A 14,305-nucleotide genomic window follows, 5' to 3' on the forward strand; every position below is an offset into this window, starting at 1 on the left:
TGCCGGACGGTATCATGTCGAAGGCTGTCGTCCTTCCTCGAGCCACTTCATAAGCGCGACCGCCTGCTCTTCGGTCATGTGCAGGTTCGAGTAGAGGTATTCAGCCTCGGTCTCCGGGTGCACCAGCTTCCTTATGTCTTCGTATTCTGTTGCATTGAGCACCCGAACGATGCACGGCTGGAGCGTTGTGGGGGGGATGCTGTAGACCTGACTTGTGAAGGCGGAGACCTTCGTCGGTCTCGGGTAGAGGCGCGACTCTTCCCGTACCGTATCGACTATGGTCTGGCAGGCGTCGCTGACCGCGGATTTCGCAAGCATGCTTGCGTACTTCTCTGTTACATGGGCGTCGCAGTAGAGGTAAAGTTCGCCGCTCGTGGAAGAGACCGTTTTTATATCCCGGTAGTGCGCCTGTGTCTGCATCTCGTTCAGCATGGCACAGACCTTCACCGGAGTTATCTCTGGGAAAAGCGCAAACATAGCGTTTAGTGGCGTGAGTGCCGAGGCGATGCGTGAGTCTCTGCGGATCCTTTCTGCCATGGCTAACTTTACTTCCTCTAGTTGCCCTTTGGTCGCGGCATCTTCGATGCTCATATGGGCGATCGAGTAGAAGAAGAGCTGCCCCGACTGAGTCGAAAGGGTACGGATGTCACTGCAGAGCGGGTCGTGCGAGATGGATTCCAGAAGCGGGCGATGAAAGTTGGCGGGGAGGTCCTGGGCGATGACGGTCAGGATGTGAGAGGAGGTAAGAACGCCGTACCTTTTGGAGTTTCGTCTGACGTTGTGAATCAGCTTTGCCTTTACCTCGGCAGCCTGCTCGGATATAGAGATACGATGAAACGCTTGCGCTGCGGGACTATGGCTGTGGTTGCCTAGGAAATCCTCGTGCATTGTCATTGACACCTCGCTGTGAGACTGGCATGTAAAGACAATGGCTATGATAGATGATTTTATCCTTGTGTAAATGAGGCCGGTTAGTTTTTTTTCACCGTTGTCCTGCTCGCTCCGAGCTCCTACGTTGAGCCGCAATTCATGCACCACATTAATGGTAGGTCTGCTTGACATTAATTTAGACTAATATATATTTGCCACGCTGGATCCTGAGATTACGACGAAGGAGGTTGGCGTGGGATATTCCGGGTTCATTCTGGTGCTGGGGTGCGTGCTTCCTTGTCTGGGACTGGGACTGTTTTGTTACCTGTTCAAGTTGTACCTCGACTACCTGTCCGAATTGCGTGGCCTGTCCAAGTCGGAACCTGAGTATGTGCGGGAAATCAACAAGAAACTCTATATGAATAACGTCGAGACCGAACGCGACCTGTTGTAGGGTGTTGCTTCTGTTGCGTCCCTCCTGTTAAACTGCCGCCTGCATTCTCCGCCGTGAGCGGATACAAGGCGGTCCTTCCATGCTTCGAACCGGTTTATTCAACCTCATCCTTATCGTTTTTCTGAGTGCCGGCGCTGCCTTTGGCGGTGCCATCGACGACTGCGGCGAGTACGCTGCCTTCGGCGTCCCGGGGCATTCCGGCGACCTTCTGTGCCGCAAGGGGTACCTGCTGAGCCACGACGCCGAGAAAAAGACGCCGCTCTGGGTCGCCGAGCGCATGACGCGGGAGCGCTTGCTTGCGAAGCTGAAAAGGGGAAACAACTTCCGACCTGACGTCGACCTCCCGAGGGGGAGTCGTGCCGAGCTTTCCGATTACAAGGGATCGGGGTACGACAGGGGGCACATGGCGCCTGCAGCTGATATGGCGTGGGACGAAGAGGCCATGTCGGAGAGTTTCTATCTCTCCAACATGGTGCCCCAGGCCGGTGAGGGGATGAACCGTGGCATCTGGGCCGAGCTGGAAGGGAAGGTGCGCGCGTGGGTCCAAAAACGCGGCGAGCTTTTCATCTACAGCGGTCCGATCTATCCGATTACCGGCGGAAAGACCATCGGACGCAACCGGGTCGCGGTTCCCGAGGCGCTATACAAGGTGATTCTTGATCCGAAGCGGCGCGAGGCAATCGCCGTCATCATGCCGAACGAGCCGCTCGAAACCGAGGACATGCCCAAGTACCTGGTCCCGGTGCGCGAGGTCGAGAAGCGGACCGGGCTCGACTTCTTCTCGGTCCTGCCGCGTGAGGAGCAGGACCGGATCGAAACGGTGCAACCCGCAGGGCTTTGGCAGTAGAGCCGCTCTAGCGCTTCACGGCCGATCCGATGAACTGCGCGGCATCCTTTTTGAGCTGAGCCAGCGCTTCCGTCTCGAGGTACATCATGTGTCCGGAGCGGTAACGTCTGATCGTTATGTTCTCCCGCAGCTTTTCACCGACGCCCAGGTGGGCCATGGTGTACTCGGCTGCGTAGTGCGGCGTGGCGAGGTCGAAGAGCCCCGAGGCGACCCAGACCTTCAGGTACGGGTTCTTCACCATGGCGTTGCGCAGGTTTTCCGCCGTGTCGGCATAGCTGTTCTTTGCCTCCCAATCCCACCGCCCGATGCCGCCCCCCAGGGTGAAATACTCCTGATCCGACTGGTAGCCGAGTTCCTCGCGCAGGTACGTGTTGATCGCCGCGGTGAAGGGGGGGCGGATCGTGGTGATCGTCGCATCGAAACCGGCAGATTTCGCCGGTTCGGGGTTCTCGGCGTTGAACCTGCTGTCCATGAACCCCACCATCCGTCCCTCGTTGTGCAAAATTTCACGCGCGAAATCCCTGTTGTCGATGCGCAGGTTTCGGTTCAGTACGAACACCGGGTCCAGTCCGGTTAACCGGGCGAACTCCGTCGCCACCCTCTTTTTCCCTTCCGCGTCAAGCCGATCACCTCTTTCCAACGCCAGTGCGTAATCCGTAGATGCCCAATGTTCCGCCTGCGCGAGAGTCCGGTCGAGGTCAGCCAGAAGCTCAGGTGCGAGCTTTTTGTGATAAAAGGCGGTTGCCGTGTAGCTCGGGAGGATGAGCTGGTAGGGGAGATCGTTGCCGTAGTCGAAAGCGATGGTCAGGAAGTTCAAGATGCTAGAGATGAGGATGACGCCGTTTAGTGCTACGCCGTGCTCCACCAACAGGTCGGAGAGCCCGGCACAGCGGAAGGTGCCGTAGCTTTCCCCGACCAGGAAGAGCGGTGCGCTCCACGCCTGGTTGCGCGTGAGGTAGAGCCTGATGAAGCGCTGCAGGGAGTCGATGTCTGGCTGTACTGCGGAGAACTTCTTGGTGAGCTCCGGTTTGGTGCCGCGGCTGTAGCCGGTTCCTACCGGATCCACAAAGACTAGATCTCCGAGGTCTAGCCAGCTTGAGGCGTTTTCGATGAGCTTGAATGGAGGGGCCGGCATGTTGCCGTCGGGAAGCATCTGCACCCGTTTCGGCCCGAGCGCTCCTAGGTGCAGCCATACCGAAGCGGCGCCGGGGCCGCCGTTGAAGATGAAGAGCAGTGGGCGTGGAGGCGCCGTTTTTGCCTGCGGCACGCGGTACGAGACGTAGAAGATCTCGGCTTCGGTCTCCCCCGCGTCATTTTGCACCGGGAGTGTGCCCGCACTCGCCTCGTAGGCAATCTCCCTGCCGTCGATGCGCACCTTGTGCCGGGTGGCCGCGGCGGTTGCGGCGGAGGGATGTTGTTGCGGCTCCTGACGGGCTGCGGGCTCCTGTTTGGTATCGGGTGTCGACGCGGCGAAAGAAGGTACGGAGAGCGAGGCTGCAAGCAGGGCAACCAGCAGGACCATTGGTTTCATTTTTGGAGCGCCTCCTTGAGGGCAAATGCATGACATCACAAGGAGTCATAGTAGCGGAAGGCGCTCTCCCGGTCAAACGTACATGTTAGGCGATACGCCTTGCACTTGTTCCCTCTCCTTCCGGGCCTGCGCCGGAGCGCTTCGGTTCGCGAAGGCGGGAGAGGGTGCCCGGAGGGGAGGTGAGGGAGGTGAGGGAGGTGAGGGAGGTGAGGGAGGTGCTGCGAAGTGACATGTTTGCCGCGGCAAGGCCCTCACCCCGGCCCTCTCCCGGGGGGAGAGGGCGGGGGGGGCTGCGCCCACGGGACGGCGGTTAAATAGAGACCTCAATAGGCGACGTACGGCCCGGTACCCAGCGGCGAGGTCTCGCTCTCGATGCCGAAGGCGACGCTGCGGCCCATGAAGAATGGAAGTCCCCAGTCGAAGCCGAAACTTGATGGGCCGCCGATGTCGACGAAAACGTTATTCGATGTGTTGAGTAGCGTTTCGAGGCTGGTGATGCTGAAATTGACGGTAGAGGAGGGTGAGCCGGTCGCCGCGGTGTTGGTCGCGGAAAGCGTCCTGGTTGCCGGTGGGCAGTACCAGTCCGTGTTCGGGGAGGGGCAGACCGGCAGCAGCGACGAGTCCGGGTTTGGGGAGAACAGCGCATTGGAGCCGGTATCGAAGAAACCAAAGGAACTGATGCTGTCGATCACTGTGGTCACGTCGCCGGTGGAATCGGTACGGAGCACGGTCGGGGAGGTGAGCGTGTTGTTGCTCCTGGTGCCGATCCCGAGGATGAGCGAACCGTCGATGGAGGAGGCGCCGCCAAGCGGTACCGACGGTAGTTGGACGATAACGCCGTTGCCGTCCGTGGACAGGGCTGCCACCGGGTTTTGCACCTGATCCGAGAGCGGGACCGCAACGCCGGTGCAGGATGTACCGATGCAACTGTAGTAGACCCCGTTCGCGGCGGTAAAGGCACAGTCAAGACCGCAGTCCTCCTTGAAGAGGCCGACCCCGAGGATGCCGGTGAAGCCGGAAGATACCGGTGTGGGGTCAGCGTTGGAGCAGGGGAGGGGGAGCGATCCGAAGCTGGAGTTGATTACCTGGATTGGCACTGAGACGTAGGGCTCGTCGCCAAGCTTCACCATCGCCCTTCGGATCGGTCCCCAAAGCGAGCTCCCGTCAGCAAATTCTACGCATCCGGTGAGGGCGCCCTCACCGCTTGCGACCTGCGGCAGGGTGAGTGTTGGAATGGCCTGCTGGAAAATACGCAGACCGAAGCTGCCTGTGTCGAGCAGGATGTCGTTCACGGTCTGACATGCGGAGAGGTCGGGGTTGCAGATGGTGACGCTGACGCAGGGCTTGTTTATGTAGCTCCCTGCGGCACAGAGTGATCCGTTCACCGTAATCTTCATGACGTTTGCCGCGTTGGCGGATGGTGTCGTAGTGAGTGCGGTGGAATCGGAAACATCCCCAAGCGACGCGGTGATGGTTACCGCCCCTTGGGAGATGACGGTGACCATCCCCTTGCTTCCTTGCGTGTTGCTTACTGTCGCCGTGCCTGCGGCAGATGAACTCCAGGTGACGTCGTTTGTGATGTTCTTGGTGCTGTTGTCGGAATAGGTGCCTGTCGCGGTAAGTTGTGTGGTCGAGCCGACGGCGAGCGTGGAGGCGTCAGGCGTGATCGTGATTGAGGTTAGGGAGGGGTGCGAACCGCCGCCACCCCCGCCGCCGCATCCGGTCATGATGAAGAGGCAACAGATGGTGAGCAACGCCGATAGGTTAACGTATCTCATCGATGTTCACTCCTTCGGGGAGCAGTGCCGGAAGGTATGCCCGCCCTTGCAGATTGCGCATGTGTCCCCACGTCTCCACAACCAGCCGCTCCGACACGAGTTTCATCTCTCTGCGCCCAGGGTTGCGAGCCCGGCGCGAGAGCGCCTTTCGGTAGTCGTCGTGGTAAGAGCCGAGGAGCACCTTGAGATCCGGGTGAACGAGTCCGTTCCAAGCAACCGCGAAAACGACGCCGGTGGGAGACACGTATTCCCTGATTGCTGTTTTGGTCGTTCCTGATGCCATTTGCTGCACCTTGAAACGCGCGCTGCTGAGTGACTTTTGGGATACAGCCGACAACGCTTTTTTGTCCTTTGCGATCGTGTCGGCCGGCTCACCGAGTGTGGCTTCTGCCAGGCCGTGACAGAAGCAGATGGCGGCCGCAAGGCAGAGCGGCATGAGGCAACGCATGTTCATGATTTCCCCCTTCATGTCGTGGAAATTCCTTCCTGACGCAAACAAGGGGGGATTCTACCATGCGCGGGTGAGGTTTGTTGGAATGTATTAATTTTTTGTAGACAGAAGGTGGGAAATGCAGAACGCCAAGGAGGCGGGACAAATAAAGAGCCGCCCCTTGGTGAAGTGGGGCGGCTCGTGTTTCTCGCGTGAAATGCGGGTTACTTGGACTTAGCCATGAAAGCTATGATCTCGTCAGTGAGGTCCTTCGGTTTCACCTTGTCGTCGAGGAAGAGCACGGCTTTCTCCTCGGCAACGAGAAGGTACCCGTTCGCTTTGGCGTAGTCGGATGCCGCTTTCTTGAGGACCCCGCCGACCTCTTTGGTCAGCCTGTCCTGCAGTTTGGTCACCTCGAGCTCGCTGGCGCGCACCGTTTTCTGGTACTCGTCGACTTTCTTCTCGAACTCCTTCCCTTTGGCGGCACGCTCTTTCGGAGTCATGCTGGGAAGCTTCGCCTGGATGGCTTCTTTCTGCTTCTCCAACTGCTTTTGTTGCGACTCAATCTTCTTGCGGAGCTTCTCGGACTTCGCCTTCAAAGTGTTGGTGGCGGCCTTTCCCTCTGCACTTTCCTCAGCGATCTTGCTCATGTCCACGAAGCCGATTTTGATTGCTGCCGGAGTGGCATCGACAGACGCTGCGGGAGCGGCAGGAGCGACGGCGGCCGGAGCGGCAGATGTTGCAGCGGGCTTTGCCGCTTCAGGTGCGGACTCTGCGGCGAAACCATGGGCGGCGACAAGCGAGCTGAGGGCGGAGCCGATGAGTAACGTTGCGAACCTGTTCATGTAATCGTCCTTTTGTCTGTGTAGTGGTGACTGCGAAGGGAGAGCATAGAACCTTTATGGCTGTTTGGCAATTAAAAGAAACGCTCTCCTTCTGCGTGAAAAGGCTCTTGAAACCGTGAAAACAGCAGCCCCGTGCGCAGATAAACGCTGTTGACTCGTATACGGCACGCTGATAGGATGCCTCCACTCAAGAGGAGCGATCCATGACCGATATACTACAGAAGCTGCAGTCGGCGATCGAAAGTCAGAGTGCAGAGAAGGCGCTGTTGCAGGAGGCCCTGCTGGAGATCCGCGAACTGAGAGAGCAAAGGGATGCCCTCGAGGAGATCCTCATAGTGCTTGCCCGCACCAAGCTTCCCTGGGACGACGAAGAGGACCCCGCCGAGACCCTGCCGCACTTCAAGGAACGGTACCTGAACGCGATGCACGAAGCGTCCAGGCTGCTCGGTCTCGACGTGCGCAGCACCATCACCAGGACCGAACCCAAGACCTGATTGACATTCCCTCTCCCCCCAGGAGAGGGTGGCCGAAGGCCGGGTGAGGGCGTCGACAGCTGCAATTTCTAACCTGAAACCAGATGCACGTGGAGCAGACATGCCTAAAGAGATCATGGAGTGGGGCTACATCGGCGTCTTTTTCCTGCTGCCCGGGCTTATCGGTGCCTGGGTCGCCTACACCAAGGGGAGAAATCCCCTCATGTGGTTCCTGCTTAACTTCTGCTTCCCCCCCACCGTGATGGTCACCATCTTCCAGCGCCCGCTGCGCCCGGTGGATGGACACTATCGCCAGTGCCCGAAATGCCGCGAGTTCTCCAAATGGCGGGAGACCTCGTGCCGTTTCTGCGGCACCGAGCTTTCCTGAGTTCCACATGCTTTTCTGGAAACAGCCTGATTTCGCCCAGTTGCTCCGCGAACTGGGGGCCTTCACCCGCCGGGACGTCACCCAAGGGCTGAAGCTTGCCCGGTATCGTAAGGCGGCGCATTCCCTGCTCAAGAAGGACCCGGTCTCGGCGCATGCCCTCCTCGGCATGGTGGCCTGTCTCGAACACAACCTCGAGGCGATGACTGCCGAATACGCCCAGGCTATCGAGCTTTCCCCGTCCCACCTGGGGCTCATGTATTACGCCTTCTCCCTCGAAACCTCCTGCCTCTGGAACGAGTCCGCCAAGTACACCCTGCTCGCGCTCGACCGTGCGCCGAAAGACCAGAAGCTTCTGAACGCGGCGATCGGCATCGCCCCGCTCACCGGCCGCTTCTCCCTGTTGAACAAGCTCCTCTCCCAGTGGCAGGAAAGCCATGAGGGGGTGCACCACCCTAGGCAGGGTGACTTCGAGAAGGTGACGGCGATACTAGCCGCCCAAGGACTCGCCGAGCAGGATCTCAAGGTCGTTTTGGCTTCGATAGGCACCGCCTTTTCCGAGACCGACGTGATCCTGTCCAGTTACCGTTACGAACTGGTCACCGGCAGGGCTTCCTCCTTCATCCATTATCGATTCGTGCTTCCGGACAACCTGGTCGCCACCTATTACGAGGACCTGATCTCCGAGAGGCTCGCGAACGTTGCTTGTCATCCCCGCATTTTCGATGTCTTCTCCTTCTCCGTCGAGAACGGGACCATATACGAGCTCTATGACTACATGGAGCGTGAGCTGGCAGGCAGCGCCGACAACATCAAGGTGCCGGACCCGGACAAGATGAAGCTGATCGAGGAACTGGTGCGGGGCGTGGAGGTCTGATCATGGTGAGTAATGAATCGCGCATCCGGTTTCACGCCGCGTTCGAGCAGGTGCTCGATGAGCTGATAAACGTGGTCGCGAAGGAGCGGGAGAGGAACCCGCAGACGTACATGAATTCGCCGCAGGCGAAGCTTCTGGCGCGGGTCTATCGGGCGATCAAGGACGAGATACCGGCGGACCCGCAGCACGCCTCATATTACCAGGGTGAGGCGGAGGGACATGCCTACCGGCAGTGGCGCAGGGCGAAGCCGACCAAGGAGCACCGGCTCTTCTTCAAGTGGGACAAGGAGACCAACGCGATCATCTACGCCTGGCTGAACAGCGAGGTGAGCCTCACCAAGTACAAGAGCCACATGGATGCGTACCGGGCGTTCAGGAGCAAGGCATAGATGCCGGAGGGTGACCTCCCCCTCCCTTGACGGGAGGGGGCTGGGGGGTGGGTGAAGCTGCAATCTGCACCTTTGATGGCCTTTACCCCCACCCCCTGACCCCCTCCCGCGAGGGGAGGGGGAGGGTTAGGTATGGGACTTTTTGTCACGGCCTCTCACACGCCAGCGCGGCGCAGTAGCCGGGACCGGCATCGAGATCGACGATGCTCCATCTTTCGACCTCTCTCGGATCCCCGCGATGCGCCAGCATGGCCGGCTGTTCGCCTGGAAGAAGCGAAACGTCGAAGCCGGTGGAGGGCTGCGAAAAGCCGCTTCCAGTCCCCTTCATGTACGCTTCCTTCCTGGTCCAGCAGCGGTAGAAGGCCTCCAACTGCTCCGCGGGATCCAGCCCGAAAAGCTCCTCTTTCTCCCGCAAAGAAAAATAGCGCTCCGCCATGGGGCGAAACGCCAGATCCTCCCTGATCTCTTCCAGGTCGACGCCGATCTCGCAGCCGCGAGTTGCCGCTAAAAGCAGCATCCCGCCTGAGTGCGAAACGTTGAAGCGCCGCCCGTCTTGAAGCTCATCCTCACCGCGCAGAAAAGGCTTGCCGAACTCCCCTTCAGAGAACTCGACTTCACGCGGCTCCACGCGCAGAAGCCCCGCGAGCACTTCCCGAACCAGTCCTCGTCCCACCAGGAACTCGTCACGCTTTTTCGCGTCCAGGAGCCTCGCACCGCGGCGCAGCTCCGCATCGGACAGAAAGCTTTCCAGACGCGCCCGCTCGGCCGCCGTGCGATCGAGGGAAAGAAGACCGTAGCGTACCGCCGCGTCTTCCAGTCCCGCTACCGCTCTCACCGTCCGCTCCCGAAGGAGCGGCGCAGAAGTTCCATCCCCTCGTCGATGCTGACGCGTGGGACGTAGCCCAGATCCCTGCGTGCGGCGGAGATGTCGAACCAGTGCGCGGTGGCGAGTTCCTTCGCGACGAACCGGGTCATGGGTGGTTCCCCTGAGAGCTTGAGGTTTTTCCAGAGGTACTCGCAGACGACACCCGCCGCGTAGGCCACGGCGGAAGGTATGGTGCGGGTCACCGGGGGAACGCCTGCGGCGCCAAGGATGCGGTTCACCATGTCCCAAAGCGGGATCGGTTCGCCGTTGGAGATGAAATAGGCCTTTCCTGAGAGGGGAGCGCCGGGGGCGAGACGGTCGGCCGCGTTTAAGTGCGCCTCGGCTGCGTTCTCAACGAAGACGGTATCGACCAGGCAGGGCCTCTTGCCGATGCGCCGGAGGGCACCCGCGCGCCCCTTGGCAACGATGCGGGGCACAAGGTGGTTGTCGCCGGGGCCCCAGATCAGGTGCGGGCGCAAAGAGACGGTCGCGAGTTCGGGGGAGTTGGCGGCGAGCACGGCCTTCTCGGCGAGCGCCTTGGTCTGAGGGTAGGGTGCCTCGAAGTGGGCGGGGTAGGGTAGCGCTTCGTCCGCGCTCTCGACGTCCGAGCCGTCGAAGACCACGCTTGGCGAGCTGGTGTAGACGAGGCGCCTTATGCCCAGGGCGCGGCAGGCGGCGATGACGTTCTCAGTCCCGGTCACATTGGCGCGGAAATATTCCTCGAAATCACCCCAGATCCCGGCCTTGGCTGCGACGTGGAAGACGTTGTCGCATCCGGCGGCGGCCTGCAAAACGGCCTGCGCGTCGGCCAAATCGCCGTGACGCTGCTCGACGCCCAGTGCGGCAAGCTCAGGATAGTCGCTGCGCGAAAAGCTGACCACCTCGTCGCCACGGGCGCGTAGTTGCCGAACGATGGCCGAGCCGAGAAACCCGCCTCCGCCGGTGACTAATGCGCGCATTTAAGCCTCAAAGCGGCCCAGACCGCGAGCTTCTCGCGGAAGATCTTCGCGTTGTGTCGGATGTCCACCGGAAAGGCGGGGTGGAAGAGGAAGGTGTCGATGGAGCTCGTGTGGATGTGTTCCTGCGCAAGCTCAGCGAGCTCTTTGCGCACCTTTTCCTGGTCGACCTGGAGCCCTTTCTCAAGTTCGATACAGATGACCGGACGCTGGCTGCCGGGCTCGCCCACGCCGACGAGCGCGCTCCTGAAGACGGCCGGGTGCGTGTTGAAGACTGCCTCGCAAGGGATGGTGTAGATGGGGCCGGTTTCGGTCTCGACGCGGTGCGCCTTGCGGCCGCAGAACCAGACGCGTCCCTCCTCGTCCATTCCACCCAGATCCCCCATGCGGTGGAAGAAGGAATCCGTGGCCGGGTCGGCGATCTTAGAGATGTGGTCCGATTCCGGGCGGTTGTAGTAGCCGCGCGTCACCTGTTCGCCCTGCACGACGATCTCACCTATCGTCCCGGTCGGCACGCGCAGCGATTCGTCCCAGCCGCAGATCGGGTTGTCGGTGATCTGAACGATCTCGAGGCGGATACCCTCCACCGGACGTCCCACGCAGACCCCGCCCCCCGCATCTGTGATCTGGCGCGTCTCCTCCAGGATCTCCCTGCTGCCGATAGAGCAGACCGGGAGCGCCTCGGTGGCGCCGTAGGGGGTGAAGACCTGGACGCCGGGGTTCAGCATGCTGGTGAAGCGCTCGAGTACCGAGGCGGGAACCGGCGCGCCTGCAGAGATGGCGCGGCGCAGGGTCGGCAGCTTCACCCCGTGCTCGACGCCGTAGCGTCCAACGCGGTTGATGAGGGCCGGGGAGCCGAACATGGTGGTCACGCCGTACTCGTTGATCGGTCCCACGATCTTTCTGGGATTGACGGAACCGGGGCGGGTGAAGTCCATCTCCGGGATCACCGCGGTCATGCCGAGTGCTGGGGCGAAGAGGGCGAAGAGGGGGAAGGTCGGCAGGTCGATCTCTCCCGGCTCTATGCCGTAGACCTGTTTGAGCGCCTGCACCTGCGCGGCGAAGTTACCGTGGCTGTAGACGGCCCCCTTGGGTACGCCGGTGCTGCCGCTCGTGAAGAGGATCGCGGCGACGTCCTCCTTCATGGTAGGCGCCAGGGTGAAGGGGGAATCGTCCTTTTGTCCCTCGATGATGGCGGCGAGCGTGGTCCCCTCCCAGAAGAGGCGCGGCCCGACGGTGATGCAGGTGCGGATGGTTTCCTTGCCCCAGGAGAAGAGCTTGCGGGCAATATGCGCCTTTGGGATGCCGATGAAGGCGTGCGGCTGCGCCTCGGCGAAGCACTGCTTGAGGTTCTTGATTCCGAGGCCCGGGTCGATGAGCACCGGCACCGCGCCGACCTTGAAGAGAGCGAAGGTGAGGGCGAAAAACTCAGGGCTTGGCGTCACCATGAGCGCGGTGCGTACGCCGCGGCAGATGCCGTTTTCGAGCAGACCGCGCGCGATACGGTCGCTCAACCGGTTCAGCTCCGAGAAGGAAAGGCTGCGCTTTCCCTTCGGGAAGATGATCGCCCTGGTGTCGGGCTGGCGGCGAGCCATCTCCGGCAGGTGTGCGGCGATATTGACGAGTTCGGTCTCTGCCATGGTCTCAGGTGCTCTCCGGGATCAGGTGCGTTTCAGGAAGTCAGTGATGAGCGGCACCACCTCGTCCTTCATGTCTTCGAGGATGTAGTGTCCGGCGTCGGGGTAGCTGTGTACCTCGGCTTTCGGGAAACGGCGCTTCCATTCGGCGAGGAAGGTGGTGTCGAAGACGAAATCGAGCTCCCCCCAGAAGATCGCCATCGGGACATCGGCGAAGCGCGGCAGGCCGTCCGCGATCTCGCTTACGAGCGCGTAGTTGCGGTCGCCGGGTGCGAGCGGGATGTCCTGCACGAAGCGCAGCGTCGCGATGCGGTTCGCCCAGGAGTCGTACGGCGCGCGGTACGCCTGCATCAGCTCGTTCGACATCGGGTTCTTCTTGCACCCGACGATGGAGGCACCGACGCTGAAGGCGTTGAAACCGCGTACGAGCAGGGTTCCGAGCATGGTGTCGCGGCAGATCTTGAGCCCGAGCGGGAAGGTCTTCTCTTTGGGGAGATGGAAGGCCGCCGTGTTGAGGATGACGATGCGGCCGATGCGCTCCGGGTGGCGGCTCGCGTAACCCATGCCGATCATCCCGCCCCAGTCGTGCACCACAAGGTTGATCTTCCCCTCGAGGTTGAGGGAGTCGATCAGGCGCTCGAGGTCATCGATGCGGCGCGCGAGTGTGTAGTCGTAGCGGTCGTCACCGGGCTTCTCCGAGAAGCCGCAGCCGATGTGGTCCGGAACGATGCAGCGGTAGCGGTCCCTGAGCGCGAGCACGAGGTTTCGGTAATAGAAGGACCACGACGGGTTGCCGTGCACCATGACCACCGGCTCGCCGGTACCCTCGTCGAGGTAGTGGTAGGAGAGTCCGTCGAGGTTGAGGGTGCGGCCGGTGAAGGGGTAGTGCTTGCTCACTTCGTCTCTCACCAGTCGACCCCCAGCATGAGGCAGTTCAGGCCGCTGCCGATTCCCAGCAGGGCGACCCGGTCACCGGCGGAGAGGACGTCGCGCTCGTCGGCCAGGGCAGCGGTGAGCGGCAGGGAGACGGTACCCATGTTGCCGAGGAATTCGTAAGTGGTGAAGTCCTTGTGCAGCGGGATGCCGAGCGTTTTGAGGATGGCGCTTTGGTGCGCGCTGCCGACCTGGTGGCAGACGACGCGGTCGACGTCGCTCTCGCGCCAACCCACCTCGGGGAGAAATTCATCCCAGGTGCGCCGCCCGAGGTCGACGCCGTAGTTCATCACGCTTACCGCGTCGGTGCTCATGGACTGCTCGTAGCCACCCTTGCCGTCCGGGGTGATGCCCCAGAGGCAGAGCGCGTGGTGTTCCGGTGCGGCATGGGTGATGCCGCCGCGCAGCCTCCTGCGGCCTGACTTGGAGAAGGAGCCGTCGGTGAGAAGCACCGCAACAGCACCGGAGCCGCCGGTGAGGGTCGCAAGCGAACTGGCAAAGTTCTCCATGCTGCGGTCCTCGAGCATCTTCTTGATCATAATGTCGTTGATGTCGCGCGCGCTCTCGCATGAGACCACGAGGCCCGCCCTGATCTGGCCGAGCTCAATGCGGTTCGCCACCTCGAGGATGCCGTTCAGCACGCCAAGGCAGGCGTTGGAGAGGTCGAAGACCGCGGCGTTTCCGGAGACGCCCAGGCCTGCTGCCACGCGGCATGCCGTGGCCGGTTCGAAGCGTTCACGGCAGACGCCGGTGTAGAGGAGGGCGCCGAGGTCGCCTGCGGAGATCCCCGCAGCGGAAAGGGCCTTCTTGCCTGCGGCGATGGCCCCCTTGGAGAGTTGGAAGCCCGGCTCCCACCAGCGGCGTTCGCGGATCCCGGTCAGCGCCTGGAGCTGTCCGGGGGAGAAGTGCAGCGTCTTGTAGAGCGGCTCGAGGCGCGCTTCCAGTTCGTCGGAGGTGACTACGACCGGGGCGAGCTCGTAGCCGAAAGATTCAATGTATACCTTGGAATACTTCATCTATCACCTTAACTTGGGA

The 14,305-nt window shown here is 61.3% G+C and carries 17 protein-coding genes; 6 read left to right on the forward strand and 11 right to left on the reverse strand.

What is annotated here, in order from left to right; all coding sequences use genetic code 11:
• Window positions 1–12: 12 nt before the first annotated feature.
• Window positions 13–894 (reverse strand): hypothetical protein, encoded by an 882-nt coding sequence (locus tag E8K79_RS02020; protein WP_246043671.1) that lies wholly within the window; start codon window positions 892–894, stop codon window positions 13–15.
• 229 nt (window positions 895–1,123) lie between these two features.
• Here E8K79_RS02020 and E8K79_RS02025 point away from each other — a divergent pair, with 229 nt between their 5' ends.
• Together E8K79_RS02025 and E8K79_RS02030 are read left to right on the forward strand one after the other, a co-directional pair.
• Complete coding sequence (locus tag E8K79_RS02025; protein ID WP_136513251.1) at window positions 1,124–1,324, forward strand: hypothetical protein; 201 nt, start codon at window positions 1,124–1,126, stop codon at window positions 1,322–1,324.
• 79 nt (window positions 1,325–1,403) lie between these two features.
• Window positions 1,404–2,171 (forward strand): DNA/RNA non-specific endonuclease, encoded by a 768-nt coding sequence (locus E8K79_RS02030; RefSeq protein ID WP_136513252.1) that lies wholly within the window; start codon window positions 1,404–1,406, stop codon window positions 2,169–2,171.
• A 7-nt stretch (window positions 2,172–2,178) separates the two neighbouring features.
• Here the strand turns inward: E8K79_RS02030 and E8K79_RS02035 are convergent, their stop codons facing one another.
• From E8K79_RS02035 to E8K79_RS02055, 5 genes are all read right to left on the reverse strand, one after another.
• Window positions 2,179–3,702: a S10 family peptidase gene (locus E8K79_RS02035; RefSeq protein WP_136513253.1), complete on the reverse strand. Its 1,524-nt coding sequence runs from the start codon at window positions 3,700–3,702 to the stop codon at window positions 2,179–2,181.
• A gap of 85 nt (window positions 3,703–3,787) precedes the next feature.
• Window positions 3,788–3,934 (reverse strand): hypothetical protein, encoded by a 147-nt coding sequence (locus E8K79_RS21060; protein WP_162604584.1) that lies wholly within the window; start codon window positions 3,932–3,934, stop codon window positions 3,788–3,790.
• A 91-nt stretch (window positions 3,935–4,025) separates the two neighbouring features.
• Window positions 4,026–5,480: a DUF3443 family protein gene (locus E8K79_RS02045; RefSeq protein ID WP_136513254.1), complete on the reverse strand. Its 1,455-nt coding sequence runs from the start codon at window positions 5,478–5,480 to the stop codon at window positions 4,026–4,028.
• Window positions 5,467–5,934, reverse strand: coding sequence for a DUF2844 domain-containing protein (locus tag E8K79_RS02050; protein WP_246043673.1), 468 nt, complete (start codon window positions 5,932–5,934; stop codon window positions 5,467–5,469). Before E8K79_RS02050 ends, E8K79_RS02045 begins: the two co-directional genes overlap by 14 nt.
• Before the next feature lie 200 nt (window positions 5,935–6,134).
• On the reverse strand, window positions 6,135–6,755 hold the full coding sequence (locus E8K79_RS02055; protein WP_136513255.1) for an OmpH family outer membrane protein: 621 nt from the start codon (window positions 6,753–6,755) through the stop codon (window positions 6,135–6,137).
• A 203-nt stretch (window positions 6,756–6,958) separates the two neighbouring features.
• Here E8K79_RS02055 and E8K79_RS02060 point away from each other — a divergent pair, with 203 nt between their 5' ends.
• From E8K79_RS02060 to E8K79_RS02075, 4 genes are all read left to right on the forward strand, one after another.
• Window positions 6,959–7,249, forward strand: coding sequence for a hypothetical protein (locus E8K79_RS02060; RefSeq protein ID WP_136513256.1), 291 nt, complete (start codon window positions 6,959–6,961; stop codon window positions 7,247–7,249).
• Between the two features lie 100 nt (window positions 7,250–7,349).
• Window positions 7,350–7,616: a hypothetical protein gene (locus tag E8K79_RS02065; RefSeq protein ID WP_135870003.1), complete on the forward strand. Its 267-nt coding sequence runs from the start codon at window positions 7,350–7,352 to the stop codon at window positions 7,614–7,616.
• Between the two features lie 7 nt (window positions 7,617–7,623).
• Entirely contained in the window at window positions 7,624–8,490 is an 867-nt protein-coding gene (locus tag E8K79_RS02070; RefSeq protein ID WP_136513257.1) for a hypothetical protein, read from the forward strand.
• Window positions 8,491–8,492: 2 nt separating this feature from the next.
• Window positions 8,493–8,879, forward strand: coding sequence for a type II toxin-antitoxin system YhaV family toxin (locus E8K79_RS02075; RefSeq protein WP_136513258.1), 387 nt, complete (start codon window positions 8,493–8,495; stop codon window positions 8,877–8,879).
• Between the two features lie 145 nt (window positions 8,880–9,024).
• On the opposite strand, the gene E8K79_RS02080 is transcribed toward E8K79_RS02075, so the two are convergent.
• From E8K79_RS02080 to E8K79_RS02100, 5 genes are read right to left on the reverse strand one after another with little or no spacing between them, the layout of a single operon-like run.
• Entirely contained in the window at window positions 9,025–9,714 is a 690-nt protein-coding gene (locus E8K79_RS02080) for a 4'-phosphopantetheinyl transferase family protein (protein WP_136513259.1), read from the reverse strand.
• Window positions 9,711–10,703, reverse strand: a complete 993-nt coding sequence (locus tag E8K79_RS02085) for an NAD-dependent epimerase/dehydratase family protein (protein ID WP_136513260.1) — start codon at window positions 10,701–10,703, stop codon at window positions 9,711–9,713. The genes E8K79_RS02080 and E8K79_RS02085 overlap by 4 nt, the downstream gene beginning before the upstream one ends.
• The gene (locus tag E8K79_RS02090) at window positions 10,691–12,340 is read right to left on the reverse strand and encodes a fatty acid CoA ligase family protein (RefSeq protein WP_136513261.1); all 1,650 of its coding nucleotides are present in this window, start codon (window positions 12,338–12,340) and stop codon (window positions 10,691–10,693) included. The genes E8K79_RS02085 and E8K79_RS02090 overlap by 13 nt, the downstream gene beginning before the upstream one ends.
• Window positions 12,341–12,361: 21 nt before the next feature.
• Window positions 12,362–13,246 (reverse strand): alpha/beta fold hydrolase, encoded by an 885-nt coding sequence (locus E8K79_RS02095; protein WP_136513262.1) that lies wholly within the window; start codon window positions 13,244–13,246, stop codon window positions 12,362–12,364.
• A complete protein-coding gene (locus E8K79_RS02100) occupies window positions 13,243–14,286 on the reverse strand; it encodes a 3-oxoacyl-ACP synthase III (RefSeq protein ID WP_129125511.1) in 1,044 nt (347 codons plus the stop codon). Before E8K79_RS02100 ends, E8K79_RS02095 begins: the two co-directional genes overlap by 4 nt.
• Between the last annotated feature and the right edge of the window lie 19 nt (window positions 14,287–14,305).

Origin of the sequence: Geomonas edaphica (assembly GCF_004917075.1) — a bacterium.
In the GTDB taxonomy this organism is placed as follows: domain Bacteria; phylum Desulfobacterota; class Desulfuromonadia; order Geobacterales; family Geobacteraceae; genus Geomonas; species Geomonas edaphica.

Bases quoted from the DNA above. Each gene is read 5' to 3' on its own strand.
- E8K79_RS02065 (WP_135870003.1), top strand. From the start codon at position 7,350: ATGCCTAAAGAGATCATGGAGTGGGGCTACATCGGCGTCTTTTTCCTG.
- E8K79_RS21060 (WP_162604584.1), bottom strand. From the start codon at position 3,934: ATGTCACTTCGCAGCACCTCCCTCACCTCCCTCACCTCCCTCACCTCC.
- E8K79_RS02045 (WP_136513254.1), bottom strand. From the start codon at position 5,480: ATGAGATACGTTAACCTATCGGCGTTGCTCACCATCTGTTGCCTCTTC.
- E8K79_RS02090 (WP_136513261.1), bottom strand. From the start codon at position 12,340: ATGGCAGAGACCGAACTCGTCAATATCGCCGCACACCTGCCGGAGATG.
- E8K79_RS02055 (WP_136513255.1), bottom strand. From the start codon at position 6,755: ATGAACAGGTTCGCAACGTTACTCATCGGCTCCGCCCTCAGCTCGCTT.
- E8K79_RS02060 (WP_136513256.1), top strand. From the start codon at position 6,959: ATGACCGATATACTACAGAAGCTGCAGTCGGCGATCGAAAGTCAGAGT.
- E8K79_RS02085 (WP_136513260.1), bottom strand. From the start codon at position 10,703: ATGCGCGCATTAGTCACCGGCGGAGGCGGGTTTCTCGGCTCGGCCATC.
- E8K79_RS02100 (WP_129125511.1), bottom strand. From the start codon at position 14,286: ATGAAGTATTCCAAGGTATACATTGAATCTTTCGGCTACGAGCTCGCC.
- E8K79_RS02030 (WP_136513252.1), top strand. From the start codon at position 1,404: ATGCTTCGAACCGGTTTATTCAACCTCATCCTTATCGTTTTTCTGAGT.
- E8K79_RS02070 (WP_136513257.1), top strand. From the start codon at position 7,624: ATGCTTTTCTGGAAACAGCCTGATTTCGCCCAGTTGCTCCGCGAACTG.
- E8K79_RS02050 (WP_246043673.1), bottom strand. From the start codon at position 5,934: ATGAACATGCGTTGCCTCATGCCGCTCTGCCTTGCGGCCGCCATCTGC.
- E8K79_RS02020 (WP_246043671.1), bottom strand. From the start codon at position 894: ATGACAATGCACGAGGATTTCCTAGGCAACCACAGCCATAGTCCCGCA.
- E8K79_RS02075 (WP_136513258.1), top strand. From the start codon at position 8,493: ATGGTGAGTAATGAATCGCGCATCCGGTTTCACGCCGCGTTCGAGCAG.
- E8K79_RS02035 (WP_136513253.1), bottom strand. From the start codon at position 3,702: ATGAAACCAATGGTCCTGCTGGTTGCCCTGCTTGCAGCCTCGCTCTCC.